The organism is Salinibacillus aidingensis (assembly GCF_039522525.1).
In the GTDB taxonomy this organism is placed as follows: domain Bacteria; phylum Bacillota; class Bacilli; order Bacillales; family Alkalibacillaceae; genus Salinibacillus; species Salinibacillus aidingensis.
Map to the genome: position 1 here is coordinate 221,957 of NZ_BAAADO010000002.1, position 16,305 is coordinate 238,261.

General features: G+C 38.5%; 15 protein-coding genes. 1 reads left to right on the plus strand and 14 read right to left on the minus strand.

The genetic code is table 11. From position 1 onward, the window contains the following. Position 1: 1 nt before the first annotated feature. The 8 genes from ABD006_RS04780 to ABD006_RS04815 all read right to left on the minus strand — a co-directional run bounded on the left by ABD006_RS04780 (position 2) and on the right by ABD006_RS04815 (position 7,225). Positions 2 to 1,276, minus strand: a complete 1,275-nt coding sequence (locus ABD006_RS04780; RefSeq protein WP_343838218.1) for a TRAP transporter large permease — start codon at positions 1,274 to 1,276, stop codon at positions 2 to 4. Continuing rightward, positions 1,273 to 1,761, minus strand: coding sequence for a TRAP transporter small permease (locus ABD006_RS04785; RefSeq protein ID WP_343838221.1), 489 nt, complete (start codon positions 1,759 to 1,761; stop codon positions 1,273 to 1,275). Before ABD006_RS04785 ends, ABD006_RS04780 begins: the two co-directional genes overlap by 4 nt. Before the next feature lie 190 nt (positions 1,762 to 1,951). Next, the gene (locus tag ABD006_RS04790; protein ID WP_343838223.1) at positions 1,952 to 2,992 is read right to left on the minus strand and encodes a TRAP transporter substrate-binding protein; all 1,041 of its coding nucleotides are present in this window, start codon (positions 2,990 to 2,992) and stop codon (positions 1,952 to 1,954) included. Positions 2,993 to 3,051: 59 nt separating this feature from the next. Next, positions 3,052 to 4,062, minus strand: a complete 1,011-nt coding sequence (allD, locus tag ABD006_RS04795; RefSeq protein WP_343838226.1) for an ureidoglycolate dehydrogenase — start codon at positions 4,060 to 4,062, stop codon at positions 3,052 to 3,054. Positions 4,063 to 4,074: 12 nt separating this feature from the next. Further along, positions 4,075 to 4,626 carry a 6-phospho-3-hexuloisomerase gene (gene hxlB / locus ABD006_RS04800; RefSeq protein ID WP_343838229.1) on the minus strand — a complete coding sequence of 184 codons (552 nt, stop codon included), beginning with the start codon at positions 4,624 to 4,626 and terminating at the stop codon, positions 4,075 to 4,077. Continuing rightward, positions 4,623 to 5,240: a 3-hexulose-6-phosphate synthase gene (hxlA, locus tag ABD006_RS04805; protein WP_343838231.1), complete on the minus strand. Its 618-nt coding sequence runs from the start codon at positions 5,238 to 5,240 to the stop codon at positions 4,623 to 4,625. Before hxlA ends, hxlB begins: the two co-directional genes overlap by 4 nt. Before the next feature lie 12 nt (positions 5,241 to 5,252). After that, on the minus strand, positions 5,253 to 6,203 hold the full coding sequence (locus ABD006_RS04810) for a sugar kinase (protein WP_343838234.1): 951 nt from the start codon (positions 6,201 to 6,203) through the stop codon (positions 5,253 to 5,255). After that, positions 6,200 to 7,225, minus strand: coding sequence for a LacI family DNA-binding transcriptional regulator (locus tag ABD006_RS04815; protein ID WP_343839010.1), 1,026 nt, complete (start codon positions 7,223 to 7,225; stop codon positions 6,200 to 6,202). The genes ABD006_RS04810 and ABD006_RS04815 overlap by 4 nt, the downstream gene beginning before the upstream one ends. A 405-nt stretch (positions 7,226 to 7,630) precedes the next feature. Between ABD006_RS04815 and ABD006_RS17965 the strand changes: the two genes are divergently transcribed. Then, on the plus strand, positions 7,631 to 7,939 hold the full coding sequence (locus ABD006_RS17965) for a zinc-binding dehydrogenase (protein WP_425542184.1): 309 nt from the start codon (positions 7,631 to 7,633) through the stop codon (positions 7,937 to 7,939). Positions 7,940 to 8,774: 835 nt separating this feature from the next. Here ABD006_RS17965 and ABD006_RS04820 read toward each other — a convergent pair. The 6 genes from ABD006_RS04820 to ABD006_RS04845 form a co-directional block, all read right to left on the minus strand. Continuing rightward, entirely contained in the window at positions 8,775 to 10,136 is a 1,362-nt protein-coding gene (locus ABD006_RS04820; RefSeq protein ID WP_343838237.1) for an APC family permease, read from the minus strand. Next, positions 10,137 to 11,054 carry an acetamidase/formamidase family protein gene (locus tag ABD006_RS04825; RefSeq protein WP_343838238.1) on the minus strand — a complete coding sequence of 306 codons (918 nt, stop codon included), beginning with the start codon at positions 11,052 to 11,054 and terminating at the stop codon, positions 10,137 to 10,139. Between the two features lie 80 nt (positions 11,055 to 11,134). Continuing rightward, positions 11,135 to 12,490 carry a hypothetical protein gene (locus ABD006_RS04830; RefSeq protein ID WP_343838240.1) on the minus strand — a complete coding sequence of 452 codons (1,356 nt, stop codon included), beginning with the start codon at positions 12,488 to 12,490 and terminating at the stop codon, positions 11,135 to 11,137. Beyond that, positions 12,483 to 13,187, minus strand: coding sequence for a response regulator transcription factor (locus ABD006_RS04835; protein WP_343838242.1), 705 nt, complete (start codon positions 13,185 to 13,187; stop codon positions 12,483 to 12,485). The genes ABD006_RS04830 and ABD006_RS04835 overlap by 8 nt, the downstream gene beginning before the upstream one ends. After that, positions 13,184 to 13,927 (minus strand): sensor histidine kinase, encoded by a 744-nt coding sequence (locus ABD006_RS04840; protein ID WP_343838244.1) that lies wholly within the window; start codon positions 13,925 to 13,927, stop codon positions 13,184 to 13,186. Before ABD006_RS04840 ends, ABD006_RS04835 begins: the two co-directional genes overlap by 4 nt. Before the next feature lie 725 nt (positions 13,928 to 14,652). Continuing rightward, a complete protein-coding gene (locus ABD006_RS04845; RefSeq protein ID WP_343838247.1) occupies positions 14,653 to 16,077 on the minus strand; it encodes an amidase in 1,425 nt (474 codons plus the stop codon). Positions 16,078 to 16,305 lie beyond the last annotated feature (228 nt).

Genomic DNA, 16,305 nt, shown 5'->3' on the forward strand with positions numbered 1-16,305 from the left:
ATTAATCAAATAAGCTTGGTAAGAATAGTGTTAGACTTGGAATGAAACTAACCGCTAATAATACGAGTAAACTTACAGCTAAGAATGGTAGTAACGCCTTAGATGCCTGGCCAATGGACACTTTCCCAATACTAGATGCCACAAATAAACATACACCTACTGGAGGCGTAGATAAACCAATCATTAAGTTCAGTACCATCATGACCCCAAATTGAACGGGATCCATTCCAATTTGAGTGGCAACAGGTAATAACACTGGGAACAAAATCACAAGTGCTGCGATGGTTTCCATAAAGGTTCCTACAAAAAGCAGCAACACATTTAGTAGAAGAATAACGATTATTGGATTTTCAGAAATGGCTAAAATCGAATCTGCTACTAGTTGTGGAATTTGCTCACTTACTAGAATCCATCCAAATAGATTCGCCATTCCAACCAACACCATAATTCCCGCTGTACTAACCATAGAATCTAATAGAATCTTCGGAAGCATGTGCAGCTTTAAATCACGATAAACAAATATCCCGACAATTAAAGCATACACAACGGCTACAATAGATGCCTCTGTTGGTGTAAAGTAACCACTTAAAATTCCAAATAAAATAATAACCGTCATCATAAGAGCCCAGAAGGCGCCGAAGAATGATTTGGTAATAACGGAGAATGTTTGACGTTCACCTTTTGGATATTTCCTCTTTTTCGATATCACATACGTAGCAGCCATTAAGCATAGCCCGAGCAAAATGCCAGGGATAGTACCCGCTAAAAATAAATCGCCGATTGATACCGTCGCAAGTGTTCCTAAGATAATCATAGGAAGCGAAGGGGGGATAATAGGTCCAATTGTAGAAGAGGATGAAGTTACAGCTACTGAAAAAGGAGCATCATACCCTTCTTTTTTCATGGCGGGAATCATGACTGAACCAATGCTTGCAGTATCCGCTAGTGCTGTCCCAGTGATGCCAGCAAACCCCATGGATGCACCAACGTTTGAGAGACCTAAACCACCTCGTATATGCCCAACTAGCTTTTTTGCAAAGTCGATGATTCGTTCTGTAATACCACCAGCATTCATTAAGTTTCCCGCCAGAATGAACCCTGGAATACAGAGTAAAGTAAAGGAGTTAATACCCCCAAACATTTTCTGAGGGATTATATTTAAAGGAATATCGGCAATCAAAATATAAACCAAAGATGATAGACCTAAACTAAAGGCAATTGGTACGCTGAGAAATATTAGAAGGATAAAGGTTACAAATAATATGGCGGCCATCATTGGTTAACACCTTCTTCCTCTTCGTACTGATCTAATTTAAGTACGGCATAAATATTAAAAAAACTGTATAGTGCTAAAAATACAAATAAAATTACCATGCTAAAGTGAATGTAATACATTTCAATCGCTAGTGTGGCAGAAGATTGATTCTTCCCAAGTAATGTAAACTCGTAGGCATAGGATATTAAGAAAGCAGAAAACAATCCTAAAATCAGGTAAATCATTGCATCGACATATTTTTTAAGTTTTTCAGGAAGGAAATCGATAAATAAATCGACTCGAACATATTCACGTTGCTCCATCGCTAAAGGTGCTGCAAAGGCAATAGAGAAGATAAAAAAGAAACGTGAAAGTTCCTCCGTCCAAACAAAACTAAATGGTGAATAACGCCCTGTAATTTGGATGATCACAACGAGAACGAGGGCAGAAAAACTAGCAATCGTTAAAAATTTTAGTATCCGACTAAGAATGTGTATAGCTTGCATTGTTGCTCACCCTTTATAAAATTATGGGGTAACATACCCCCTGAAAAGCGCAAGCGCCTCGCTCAGCCCCGTCAGGCATAGGCAAGCCCTGAAGTGGCGGTTTTTGCCACAGAAAGGGCTGACTTATGATCCGAGGCGCTAGGTGCTGGAACTAGACACCTAAAGGGGGATATGTTACCTAATTAAATTTTTATTGTCCTGCTTCTACAATTTTATTAAATAGTTCTAATTGTTTTTCAGTTAAGCTATCTTCAACAGCTGGTTTCATCGCTTCTGCGAAAGCCTCTTGGTCTACTTCAACGAATTCCATTCCAGCATCTTTTAATTCTTGCTCAATTTCAGCAGTTTCAGTTTCATATAATTCTAGACCATATGCTTGTGCTTCCGCTGCTGCTTCTTGAACAGCTGCTTGCATATCCTCACTTAGTGCGTTGAACTGTTCATTACCAACTACAACATAAATCCAAGAATATACGTGCTCGGTTACGTTTACATAATCTTGTACCTCATTGAAACTAGCACTTTGAATTAAGTCAACTGGGTTCTCTTGCCCATCGATAACCCCTTGTTGTAGTCCTGTAAATACTTCACTAAAGTCCATAACCTGAGGTCTAGCTCCTGCTGCTTCCCAAGCATCCATGAATAAAGGTACGTTTGGTACACGCATTTTAAATCCTTCTAGATCTTCTGGTGATTTAATTGGCTCATTAGAAGTTAAATTTCTTGGTGCACGGATATGGTAATAAAGTGGTGTTACGCCAACCCCCTCTTTAATCGCATCTTCAATTTCACCACCGATTTCACCTTCTACAACTTTTTGTAAGTGGTCTTGACCTTTAAATGCATAAGGAACAGCCATCAATGCGGCTTCTGGAGCCCAGTTCGCCATCGTTTCTCCGGAAATCGTCATATCCACTGTACCAGCTTCAATTCCATTTAAAACCTCTGTTTCAGAACCTAATTGCTCATTTGGATAAATTTCGATTTGTAACTGACCATCTGTTTTCTCATCAACAAGCTCAGCAAACTTTTCTGCTGTTTTGTGCCATTGGTGGTCCTCATTAGATAAGTGTCCCATCTTCCAAGTAATCGTTTCGCCTGAATCTGAACTTGATCCTTCTCCTGCACTACCTTCATTTCCAGAACCTGAAGCGTCTTTCTCATTACCACTACATGCTGCTAAAACCAAAATCAGTGCCGATACAAACAAAAAGCATAGAAACTTCTTCATGATTAGTGACCTCCCATTTTTTAATAGATTAATATAAAGAAAAGGTTTTTCACCTTAACTTACGATTCGAGATAGTTGTAAATACTTTCCGGTACCGGGATTCCTTCTACTTGTCTCATTTCCTCGTTTAGCTGTTCTGGCTCACCAGGTACCATTACAGACTTAAAGCCTTCTGCTGGTTTTACTTCATGTAACTCATCAATCATCTTATCGATGTTTTGCATGAATTGATGTTGGTCAATGAATAACCCTGGACTAATCGTAATAATGGTATGACTTAAATGACGGTAGTTATTATAGTCCCCATACATGCTAGAAATACTAGGGCCAAAGGCAGATCCAGTTAGTACACCTGTTAATACATCCACTATAAGAGCTAGACCATAACCTTTAGGTCCACCAGTTGGAAGTAAATGTTTAACTAGGCTTGGGTCTGTTACAGGAGTACCATTTCCATCTACTCCCCAGTTGTTTGGAATCTCACTACCTGTTTCTCTAGCATGTAAGATCTTTCCTAAAGCAACATTACTTGTTGCCATATCTAAAATAATTGGGCGATGTTTACTAGCCGGAAAACCATAAGCAATTGGGTTTGTCCCGAAATAGGAATCGGCTCCCCCAAAAGGTACGACGGCGCTATCGGTATGCGTCATGATCATGCTGATGGTATCTTGCTCTGCTGCTTGCTGTGCGTAATAGGACAAAGCACCACAGTGACTACTGTTTATAATTCCTACGATTCCAATGCCATTATCTTTAGAGAGTTGAATCGCATGGTCCATCGCTTTTTTTGTAATCACATGACCCATTCCGTTATCTCCATCAAAAAGTAATGCTGAAGAACCTTTACGCTCCGTTCGGAATTCTGGGTTTGGGTTCATGCCCCCTTCGTTCATTCTCTCTACATAGTGCTCGGTTCGCAATACACCGTGTGAGCCCACACCGCGTAAGTCTGCATGTACAAGCACATCTGCTACATCCTCAGCATGCTCTTTGCTTACTTTAGCTTCGGTTAATTTATGAACAACTAATGACTTTAGCTCTTCCTTTTGTACGATGATGTCAGACATCTAATCTTCCTCTCATTGCAGATTGGCATGATTTCTATTCATCATGTCGTGAATATCTTCTTTCTCCGTCGTCATTGAAATTACCACAGCATCTAGCAACAGATGAACAGATTGGTCGAATTGATTCCCCATCGGCTGAATGGTTGCCGGTTCATCTTTTCTACGCTTTTTCGTGGCTGCTGGTATAATCACTTGATGGTCCACTAATGTTTGAAGCTTAGATTTTCTGTTGCTCGTGACTAAGTGTACCAGGGCCTTCGATTTAGCTGCTTGTTCAGCTACGAGCGCAACAGACGGGGTATTTCCTGAGCCACTGATGGCTACAAACAAATCCCCTTCTTGAATACTTGGCGTAATAGTTTCTCCTATCACATAAACCGTATAGCCTGCGTGCATAAGTCTCATCGCAAACGCCTTTCCCATCAAGCCTGATCTACCCTCCCCACAGACAAAAATACGTTTAGCTTGCTGCAGGGCATCTATGAAAGCAGTAACTTCCTCATGGTCAACATGTTTAGCTACTTGCTTAAGCTCCTCTAAAATTTCCAAATGAACACTCCTCATCTTTTTGAAATCACCTCCTTCATCGTACGACTGGCCTCACCCGGGTTACTTGCATTTGTAATGTAACCGCCTACAATAAAGACATCGGGTTTAAGCTTTTCAGATTGTTGAACCGATTTTGGTGAAATTCCCCCTGCCACAAATACCGTGAAATCATCAGATAAAGATCCGTAATGTTCAAAGGAGTTCCCCTCTGAATGATCTTGTGTATCTTTTCCAATATGGGCGGAGACGAGTTCTACGCCTAATTCTTTTAATCTAGCAAAACGCTCTACTGGAACCTCCAATAAATCGACCAACACATTTTTATACAATTCTTCAGCTACCTGAATAGAGTCGAGAATGGTTTGATCATGGGAAAGCCCCATCACTGTTGTAATGTCAGACCCGGCCTCAAGTGCTTGGCGCGTCTCATGCTTCCCCGCATCGCAAGTTTTCATATCCGCAACAATTTTCTTATCAGGAAACCGCTTACGAAAATCGCGAATGATATCCATTCCGTACTCCTTAATCACGCCAGTTCCAATCTCGATATAATCGATATGATCATAAGTCTGCTCTGTAATCGAGATACATTCCTCTTTTGTTAAACGGTCTAACGCAACTTGAATCATCCTCGTTGCCCCCTACCTTTCAACAGACTCTTTTTCCCCAAGTCTTTCTAGGACGTCATCATAATACGGCAGCCCTTCATTATCACCATAAACACCAACGACCATCGATCCAATTGTATTGGCAAATTGCAAAATCCGTTTTGGCTCCCATACGTTTAATAATCCACAAATGACACCCGCATCAAATCCATCTCCTGCACCGACTGTATCAGCTACTGTTTCCACTTTAACAGCTGGAGCTTCAACTATTTCGCCGTCAGTCCAAACAAGTGAACCATCTACCCCAAGCTTGATGAACAAATGAGAAATATTATATTGCTTAGCTTTTTCGATCAGTTCAGTTACATCATTCGTACCAAATAGCAATTCAGCCTCATCTAACCCAGTCAGTAGGTAATCCACGTAAGGCATCCATCTTAACAACGTTTCACGTGCCTTTTCCTTACTCCAAAGCTTCAGTCGAATATTAGGGTCCATGGAAATTTTCACGCCATGTTTGTGAGCTAAAGTAACAGCCTGTTCAATCACTTGAATGTTTTGCTCACTGATTGCCGGGAACACCCCCGTTATATGAAGCAGCTTAGCCTGTTGAAAGTATTCTTCATTTAAAGATTCTGGAAGTAATGTCTCAGTAGGTGATTTATCCCGATAATAAAAAGTTTTTCCAGACCCGTCTTCTTGGATTTCTTTAAAATTTAGGGAGGTTGGATAGCCTTTTTCAAGTTTGACCTCAGATACATCTATGCCTTCACCTCTAGCAAAGTTGTAAATATGCCGGCCAAACTCATCCTTCCCTAATCGGCCAATCCATCCGACATTGAGGCCCAGTCGAGAACATCCAATCGCAACATTAAATTCTGCTCCCCCTACCTTTCGTTTAAAGGAATCTGAAAACCGAAGGGGACCTGTAGAACTTGGGTCAAATGTAATCATGGCATCTCCGATTGTGATAACATCGTTCATATACGTACACCTGCTTTCTCTGCTGATTTTCTAACGATTATTGAAGGGTCAAATCGATATATTTGTGCACCCTCACTCTGGTTGGAATCATCAAACTTATCGAGTAATAACTCTACCGCCTTTTCCCCCATTTCAAAGGTTGGTTGTGCGATTGTAGTTATTGGTGGATTATGAATCTCCATAAAGTTTACTTCATCAATGGTCACTAACCCGACATCACTCCCAATTTTCAAGTCATGCTCCGAAGCATATTTCAGGAATTCCATTAAGGTTAAATCGTTTCCTGAAACAATGGCCTGTGGCGGTTTTTCTAACTTAAAAAGCTCAGCTATACCTTTTTTTAAAACCGGGAGATCTCTTGATTTGATGTAAGCTTCACGTATCGGGAGATCAAACCTTTTCATTGCGCTTTTATAGCCTTGAACACGCTCAACCCTTGGTACAACAGCCGTATCAATAGAAGTCGTTAAGACGGCAATATCCTCATACCCATTGGTGAGCAAATGTTCTATAGCCATATGAATAGCTTTTTCGTTATCTAGCATAACCGCATCACTGTTCAAACCGTTTACATATCGGTCAACAAAAACAATCGGAAAGTTTGAATCTACCAATCTTTTATAAAGTTCTCGATTCCCACTTGTAGGAAAAACGATTAAGCCATCCACCTGTCTGGCTAATAGAGTTTCTATATAATTCTTCTCTTTTTTTGGATTATCATCTGCATTACAGATAATAGTCGAAAAATCATTTTCGTTTAACGTATCTTCAATCGCTCGAATCACCTGGGTAGAGAAGGAATGAAGAATATTCGCCACAATAACCCCTATCGTAGCTGTGCTTTTCAGCTTTAAACTTCTGGCTACATTGTTAGGTTGATAGTTTAATTCTTCAATAGCTTGCTCTATTCTTTCCCGAGTCTCTTCCCGCATGTATTCATATCGTTCGTTCAGGAATTGAGATACAGTACTTTTCGATACCTTTGCATACTTTGCCACGTCACTAATCGTCGTTTTTTCTATTGTCATATTTGTTCATCCCTTTACAAAACCGGTTTACTAAATCGGTTTACTAAATCGGTTTAATGAAACTATAACATAATGAAAACGCTTTTAAAATAGAAAATTTAAATTTTTTAAATATATTGGTGAGAACAAAAGCCAAAATGCCTTGGTCACCCCCGACAGACATAAGGTGAAGTTCTGGCGTTGCGGTTTTGCTGATTAAAGACATGGGATAAATTTAAGGCATTGCATACGTATTGTACAACCCCGCCCCCTATCGTCCGTTAAAGAAACAACCATCCCTGATTGCGTTGTGTGAGGACCGGCTTTTAGCCCCTAAACCGAAAAACTTAACTATGGCACAGGCTACTGCACTTCCCCTGGTTACAATTACAGCATGGGAATCGCTCTATAATCGTGCTCATGTACAACAGGGCAAACTGTACTCGTCCACGTAGCTACGGGTGGTGTAGGTCATATTGCAATCCAGCTCGCAAAGCTCGCAGGTGTAGAGGTATTTACTTCGGCATCACTGAGAAAAAATTAAATATTGGCAAGCGTCTCGGAGCGAATGCGACAATTAATTACAAAGAAATGCCAATAGAGGAGTACGTAGAAGAATATACGGATGGCAAAGGGTTTGATATTGTATTTAGAAAATCTGGATCTATCGTTCAAGGCCGCTGGCACCTATGGAACTGTACTATGGATTGCTGTACGTTCAGTGCATGATTTATCTCCACTTCATTCCAAAGCTCTATCCTTACATGTTACATTCATGCTTTTTAAAAATAATTAATAAAGCCCATAGACAGGATTACGGAAACATCTTGAAAGAAGTACCAAGTCTTATCGAGGAAGAAAAAAACTACAACCACTCGTAAACGAGCAAATTTTTACTTTTGATAGAGTCAATGATGCAGATGCCTTCTTGGAATCAGGAGAGGCTATTGGAAAGGTTGTATTAGTTAATGAATGGTGATTAATGTATTTTTTACTGATAGCTTTATACTGTGTATTAAGTACGTCTTCTTACACAGTTTTTTAATTGGAAATAAATGATAATGAGAGCTGCTCAAGTTATTTCAAAAAATCTTCTTCACAAAGTCTTCCTCTACCACTTAACTGTTCTTATCCCAATTTCACTAATTTTTACGATAACCCGATTCTTGCAAATGATCCAACCCCAATCCCACGTGTCATAGATGATTACCCTTATTTGACCAAAATGAGTACTGGGTATAAATCTCCAAAATATTTGAAGGTGGGACAATGTACTGAAATCCCACAGCAGTATTTGGCGCCAGGTCTATTGGATTACTTCTAACTGAGTATTTACGAAAAGCAGGAGCCAGTAAAATTTTTGTGATCGAGTAAATGAACAGCGATGAGAGTTAGGTTAGGACTGGCAGCAGATATTATTATTGACCCAACACAAGAGGATATAGTTAGTACTAATGAATTGAATTTAGCCTGTAGAGAAGGATTAAGCTTCTTTTCTCTACAGGCTTTTTAATTTTAAAGAAGTGGTACCAGATACCGATCATACCGGGCAGACCTACAAATTTTACTCTTCCAAGTCCAAAGAAGTATCTTTCCTGGTAACCTTGAGTATGATTAGATATACAATACCAAAAGCTAACCATATAAATCCTAATTTTTTAGATAACGGATCCAAATTCAACCATACATACCCAATAATAGCGAACCCAATTAGAGGTAATACCAAGTGTTTAACATAGTTTTTACTCTTCTGCTTTTTCACGAAATAAATAATGACCGAAACGTGTAAAAATAAAAATGCAGAGAGTGCTCCAAAGTTTACAACAGAAGCTAAAGCACCAATCTTTGAAGCAAAGAATGTCGTTACTATTAAAGATATAGCTGCCACAACTAATGTACTTGCATATGGAGTCTTGAACTTTGGATGAATCTTTGATAAAAACTTCGGCAGTTTACGGTCTCTGGCCATACTATATAGAATACGTGAAATTGCTGCCTGTGCAACTAAGGCATCCGCAATACCCCATGCGAGAGCCGTTGCAAGGATCGTCATCCATTTCATCCATGTACCACCAGCAATTTCTGCAATTTGATAGAAGGCTACATCTACATTTTCAAACGTCGTATAATCTGGCCAAATAAGGGCTGCCACCCAGGTTTGGATAATAAATAGAGTTCCGACCACTAATAATGAAAAGATAATCGCTCTACCTACAGCCTTGCTACCACCTTTTGATTCTTCAGCTAAGGTAGAAATAGCATCAAAGCCAAGGAAGCTTAATACTGCAACGGAAACAGCACCCATCACCATACTCATACTAAAGTTGTCTTCATTATAAAGTGGCTTAAATGTGAACTCCGCTCCATTTACCCCCTGGATGATAGCTGTAACTCCTACTGCAACAAAAATAGCCAATACAATTAATTCTAATACAACAATAATTTTATTTGCTCTTGCAGTAAATTCAATTCCTAATACATTTATGACTGTATTTATACCGATAAAGATAACTAACCATAAAAGTAACGGTATTTCAGGAACGATATCATTTAGAGCTGCGGCACTTACCAAATACAGCAAAGCAGGAACAAAGATATAATCCAATAAGATGAGCCAACCCGCAATGAACCCGGCTGATTCATTAATTCCTCTCTGAGCATATGAATATACAGATCCTGCTATCGGGAAAGCTTCAGACATCCTTGCATAACTGAGTGCGGTGAAAATCATACCAACCATACCAATCAGGTAAGCAAGTGCCACCATACCATTTGAGCCTTGAGCAACCTCACCGTAAATTCCAAAAGGTGCTATTGGAACCATAAAAACAAGACCATATATTAATAGATCCCAAAAGGTTAATGAGCGTTTTAATTCTTGTTTGTAACCAGTACTGGGTTGATTGTTTGTGGATATTTCAGCCATTTACTTTTCCCCTCTTCCAAACAGTATAATATCATAAGCTTCTAAGATTGTTTTAGGTACAAAAAATCTTGCTGTTTTTAGCGGGTCCACAATTTGACTGATTTGAGATTGACCAGCAGCACTCATTAGCATAGTAATTTCTGATAAGGATAGATTCGTATGCGGCTGTAATAAGTCAATCATTTCTTCAACCGCCTGATCTGCAGCATCATCCAATGATTCCTTTGATACTAAGTAAGCGATTCCTTCCTCATTTTCAAGTAAAGGGTAATTTAAGCTATATCCCTTGATAACATCTACAGTAACGGTTACTTTAGCTGGAATTTCAATACCAGACACCCCTACTTCACCATCTCCCATTGCCGCATGCAAATCACCTAAGGCCAAGAGAGCACCCTTTTGAAATACAGGGAAGTTTAACGTTGCTCCAGTAGTGACTAAAGTTGTATCCATATTACCTCCGTGTGCTCCAGGGGTACCGTTGTTGACTGCATCACCTTCAGGGGCAACACCGATTACTCCGATCATGGGGTTTAAGTCTAATTCAAGCTTCTCATCAAAAATCGCTTTATTATTTTTTACAGGGATAATTTTGACACCAAAGTTTTTAATCCTATGCCCCATAACACCGAGTTCCGGACCAACAACCATGACCCCTTTATCTCCCAGTTCAATATTCTCAATCTTTACTTGCAAAATATCTCCTGGTTCTGCCTCTTCTACATATATAGGCCCTGTAGCCGGATTAATCTGGTTCCAATCAATTGAATTAAATTCCGTCTTCTCTGATTGGATTTGATTTTGGAAACAGTCAAAGGTATTAATTTCAACCTGTGAACCAGACTTTACCGTTAAAGCAGGTTCGTTTTCTTTATCCATAGCATACACGTAGGATTCCTCAAACAACTTCTGTGACATATTTATTCCCTCCTAACAATGATTTGAGAACTATTTTACTAGGTTTCTGTTCTTTTTATTTACAAAATTTTATCATTATTTTATAAAATTTTATTTGTTTTCTGATTATTTAGTTTAATAAATACAACCCAAATCATGGATGTAACGATAACAACTATAGGAGAGACCAGCCATATGTCTGAGATCCATTTGGATAATAAAATGCTAAAACCTATCATCAGGGATGTTGTATAAAAGTAAAGTTTTAAATGGGATCGTCTTTTTACATTCATTAAAAACATAGGGATACCAACAGAAGAGTAAAAAGCAATAGCCAATGAAATCCACTCACCTGTGATTTTATAGGTAAACATGACCAGAACCCCGGAGAGGAATGTAACCATCATTCCAAAAAAGTATCCCATCCTTAACAGACGATAAGCAGTCCAATTGTACGTACGACTTTTCAGGATAAACAGGAATATACTTATTATTGAATATAGCTGTGTACTTACACCAAGCGTAATCGATGCTAAAAAAAGGATTGTTAGTAAGCTTAGAAAAGGACCATTCATCTGACTAATTATGGTGAAGAAGGAAAAAACCCCCTTAGAACCAGAAACTGCAAATAAATAAACAGAAAGGACAAAAAATAATAGCAATAAAGCACTCCAGGAAAAAATAGATAATTTTAATGCAGTTAATCTGTGATTTGATTTAATCGATTGAATGGATCGCCAGAAATAAAAACTGGTACACACTTGTCCAAATATAGTCATGATTATCGTGAAGGTGATAAGAGTTATATCAATAAAACTCCCATCAAGAATACTCGCAAAGTTACGGTTAATATGTTCATATACATTCTCTATACCCGTGCGCATATAAACCGTTAATCCAATAAAGACTCCAATAATATAAATACAGAAAAATATCTTTGAGCCAATATAACGTACTCCATAATAACCACCTAAGCCAAAATAGCTAAAAACAAAACTCAGGAATAATAGAAATCCCACTAACAAACTGGTCTTAAAAACCTCATCAAAAAGAAAACCTAATATGGATAGCTCAACTAAGAGTGAAATGAAATTAGATAGCCCAAAAACAATAAGAATATACAAACTGAAATCATTTGTCACATTCTTATCAGTCAAACTAAGAACTTTTTTGTTATTCTCATTTTCAGTAACTTTCACCAATAAGAAGTAAATGGCACATGCACTAATAACAAAAGCAAAAAAACTGGACAATTGAATTTGATTCGTTATATAAATTGGTAGATAGAACACTCCCCCAGTCACGAATTGAATAATTAGCGCATAACTTCCCTCACTTAAACCCGCATCACGATTAAATAAAATATAATGATTTACGCTTTGATGTTCACCAATTTTTTCTATATAAACAATAAGAAGTCCAAAAGCGATAAACAATATAAAATACCAATCAATCATATTTATTCTCCTTAAACTGACTAGGTGTCATCCCTTCTATTTTTTTAAATAGATTGCTGAAATGATTTTGACTGGAAAAACCAACTCTTTCTGCTACTTCAAAAAGTGTCCATTCCGGTTTCTTCAGGATAAATTGTTTCGCTTTCTGAATACGATAATAGTTGAGATACTCTGTAAAATGAATACCTGCTTCTTCTGTGAACTTTTTACTTAAATATGCTGGTGTTACATAAACCCGCTTTGCTATATCGGGGAGTTGTAATTTTTGATTGTAGTCCTCCCGAACAATGTCCAATACTTTATTAATGGTTTCTGATTTTGTTTCAATATCAGGATTACTCTCTAAAAAATGATCGATAACTTGAAAAAACTCACTTTCAATAACAGGCTTAACCAAATAATCCATTACTTCTAACCGTATGGCTTTTTGGGCATAGGAAAAATCCTGATAGGCTGTAATAAGAACAATGCTCGTTTTAATCTCGCATTTTCTAATATACTCACATAGATCAAGTCCAGACTGACCTGGTAAATGAATATCAATTAAAGAAAGCGGAATTTTCGTTTCCTTAAAAATCTGTTTTGCTTCAACTGCATCTTCAGCGGTATAGATTTCCCAATCTGGATATTTGTTTTTTATTAAAAATGACAGTTGTTCAATTTCCAAAGGCTCATCATCAACAACTAAAACATTCATATTCTTCCCTCCGGTGTATAGGGCCAAATAGCTTTTACTTCTGTTCCTTTTTCACTCTTTTTCAGTGATACTTCTGTATACAAATCAAATATTAATTCAAACCTTTTTCTCACATTTTCCAGGCCCATCCCTGTGTTACGGTGATGTTCTGGTTCTGAGTCGCCATTATCAACAACTTTTAAAATTACCCAATCTCCGTGCCTTTTCAGTTTTATCACCAATTGTTTCGTTCCTCTTTTTTTATCAAGCCCATGTTTAAATGCATTTTCAACAAAAGTTTGGAGTGTGTATGGGGGAAGTATACTGTCATAAGCTGCCTGTTCAATCTGATATTCAATATCTAATTTGCTTCCATAACGCATTTTCTGCATGGCCAGATAATTTTTGGTATGATTAATTTCACTTTCAAAGCTAACCAGGGATTCCTTATTTTTACTTTGATATTTTAAAAATGTAGAGAATTTTTCCATCGAAAAAATCAGATCATTATTTCGCTCGAGTCGGGCAAGAGACATCATCGTATTGAGACTATTTAATAAAAAATGGGGTCTGATTTGCTGACTTAACTGAATATATTCCATCTGTTGCACCTGTTTTTCAAGTTGTATTTGTTTATTTTCCATTTGTAAGTAATCAAATTCCTGCTCCAATAATTTTAGAATAGTAAGCACCACCAATGAAACGACTGAAGCTAATAAACATAGAAATATAATGATAGAAAAAATAAGCCCATCATTCATCATTATCAATTCCTTTTCTTGATTAGAATCGCTTAAAACTATCTATAATGAGAACATTTTATCATATAGCCATGGAGAGGTTCCTGTTATTCTAACCTGAAATATTAAGGAAAAATAAGGTTTCTATCAGAGAAGATAATTTAATGAAGAAGAAAAACGAGATACACTACAATTAAGTAAAAAATGGAGAGTAACTAAACTAGAAGAATCTTATCCTATTTCTTTTGTTATATTTGGAGCAGATCTCAATGAAGCAACAACAAGTTGAACGGAAAGGGCTGCAAATTTATTGGATATTACAGTCCCAAAAGTTATAAACCACGCAACAATTACCGGTGCCATTGAAATTGGTCGCCATCCAGGTCTATTACCCCTTACATTTCTTTCTTCTAAAAAATATTTGAAGATAAAGGACTCCTTGCCCTTGACCTGGTTAAGCGACTATATATTAAAAAAAGCGAATCCCATAAATCATTAGTTTTGATTTACGGGATTTATTTACTAAAGTAGGTCAGACTCGTTCATATAAAGTGAAACTTCCATCAGTGAGGTTTTCCATCGCCCACTGATGGTTAGTTGAACTTATCAGGAATTTACTGGCCATTTATCCCCCGCTCCTAGTCTTGTTGTGTGATCCTAAAGACCTGAAGTGGGGGATTACGGACAGTTAATGCGTGATAAAGTATTGACGGAGTTGAACGAAGAAAACTAGAAACCGGGACAGCTCACCTGTCCCCCTGTCCCAACAACCCAGGCACCCGATCTCCCAACGGTTTCATCTGCTCAACTGCATACCCTACATTCAACAGCCGGCTTTCACTAAACTCCGGCCCCATAATCTGTAAACCTACCGGCAATTGCCCATTAAATCCACACGGAACGGACAATGCTGGAATTCCACTAAGATTGGCCGGGCCTGTCAGACGAATAAAGTTGCTTAGTAAATCCACATTTTCCCCGTTCAGATCAACGAGGTCTTCCCCTATATTATTAGGCATGACGGGTAAGGTCGGTGAAATCAGCACGTCTACCTTTGTGAATATTTCCCTAAATTCCTCGATCAGCTGTTCTCTTACTCTTTGCGCCTGGGCATATGCAGTTGAGGAAGGAAAGGCACCTGATAGGAGAAATCCTTGAATATCTTCTCCAAAGTCTTCTGGTCTGCTTAATATACTGTTCATATGAATAACGGAAGCTTCGGATACATTGAACGTAAACATGGCCGATTGTGCATCCTTAAGAGCTGGGATGTTAACTTCCTCTACTCTTGCTCCCTGATCGACAAGAGCCTGAATTGCTGCTCGGGTGGATTTTTCAATATTGGAATCGATGTTGTTGAAAAAGAAATCTTCATTGACCCCAATGACTAAGTCTTTCACATCGCCAGTTATCTTATCTAAGTAGTTTTCGACAGGTGTGTCTGCGGAGGCTGGGTCTTTTTCATCGTGTCCAGCGACAATTTCCAGTAAACCAGCTGCATCTTTGACTGTTTTCGTCATTGGTCCGACATGATCCTGCGTCCATGACAAAGGATACACGCCATGTGCACTCACTCTTCCACGGGTAGGTTTTAAACCGACAATCCCGCAAGCTGCTGATGGAATGCGTACCGAACCAGCTGTATCTGTTCCAATCGAAGCCATACTTGCACCAACGGCAACAGAAGCCCCGGAACCACCACTCGAACCTCCAGGAATTTTGTTAAGGTCCCACGGATTTCTTACGCCCCCATAATGCGGGTTATTACTGGTAATGCTCATCGCATATTCGTGCATATTTAACTTTCCGGTAAAAATCACCCCTGCCTCTCTAAGTTTAGAGACAATGGCTGCATCATATCGGGGAACAAAATCTTTATGTATTTTCGAACCCATCGTCGTTACTTTGTCTTTAAAGTAAATATTATCTTTCAACCCCATTGGAATCCCATGATACATTCCACGGTAATTTCCATTCAATATTTCCTCTTCTGCCTTTTCTGCAGATTCTTCCGCCTCTTTACGATAAATATCTAAGTACGCATTCGTTTTTCCCTGACTCGCTTCCGCACGGTCCAATACCACCTTTGTCAATTCGACAGGTGAAAGTGCCTTCGCTTTCATGAGAGCTGCTAATTCCTCTACTGATTTTGTAAATAGTTCATTTGTCAATGTGATACCCCCATCGTATTTGCTTACCAAAATTGGTATTATTCAGTCTTTTCTGTTCATGGTTATTATAGGCTTTGCGTAACAGGGGTTGTCAAATGAAGTGGCTGGTTGTGAGGTTTTGAAGGGTGGTGTAACTGCTAAACAAAAGTAACTGTTTCTGCCAGATAAGATTGAATACTTGATGGAGCAGCAGAGGTCGACGACAATGACTTGTATATGATTATTAAG

Excerpts from the sequence above, each read along its gene's own strand:
- ABD006_RS04780 (WP_343838218.1), bottom strand. The coding sequence starts at position 1,276 with ATGATGGCCGCCATATTATTTGTAACCTTTATCCTTCTAATATTTCTC.
- ABD006_RS04785 (WP_343838221.1), bottom strand. The coding sequence starts at position 1,761 with ATGCAAGCTATACACATTCTTAGTCGGATACTAAAATTTTTAACGATT.
- ABD006_RS04790 (WP_343838223.1), bottom strand. The coding sequence starts at position 2,992 with ATGAAGAAGTTTCTATGCTTTTTGTTTGTATCGGCACTGATTTTGGTT.
- allD (WP_343838226.1), bottom strand. The coding sequence starts at position 4,062 with ATGTCTGACATCATCGTACAAAAGGAAGAGCTAAAGTCATTAGTTGTT.
- hxlB (WP_343838229.1), bottom strand. The coding sequence starts at position 4,626 with ATGAGGAGTGTTCATTTGGAAATTTTAGAGGAGCTTAAGCAAGTAGCT.
- hxlA (WP_343838231.1), bottom strand. The coding sequence starts at position 5,240 with ATGATTCAAGTTGCGTTAGACCGTTTAACAAAAGAGGAATGTATCTCG.
- ABD006_RS04810 (WP_343838234.1), bottom strand. The coding sequence starts at position 6,203 with ATGAACGATGTTATCACAATCGGAGATGCCATGATTACATTTGACCCA.
- ABD006_RS17965 (WP_425542184.1), top strand. The coding sequence starts at position 7,631 with ATGTACAACAGGGCAAACTGTACTCGTCCACGTAGCTACGGGTGGTGT.
- ABD006_RS04820 (WP_343838237.1), bottom strand. The coding sequence starts at position 10,136 with ATGGCTGAAATATCCACAAACAATCAACCCAGTACTGGTTACAAACAA.
- ABD006_RS04825 (WP_343838238.1), bottom strand. The coding sequence starts at position 11,054 with ATGTCACAGAAGTTGTTTGAGGAATCCTACGTGTATGCTATGGATAAA.
- ABD006_RS04830 (WP_343838240.1), bottom strand. The coding sequence starts at position 12,490 with ATGATTGATTGGTATTTTATATTGTTTATCGCTTTTGGACTTCTTATT.
- ABD006_RS04835 (WP_343838242.1), bottom strand. The coding sequence starts at position 13,187 with ATGAATGTTTTAGTTGTTGATGATGAGCCTTTGGAAATTGAACAACTG.
- ABD006_RS04840 (WP_343838244.1), bottom strand. The coding sequence starts at position 13,927 with ATGAATGATGGGCTTATTTTTTCTATCATTATATTTCTATGTTTATTA.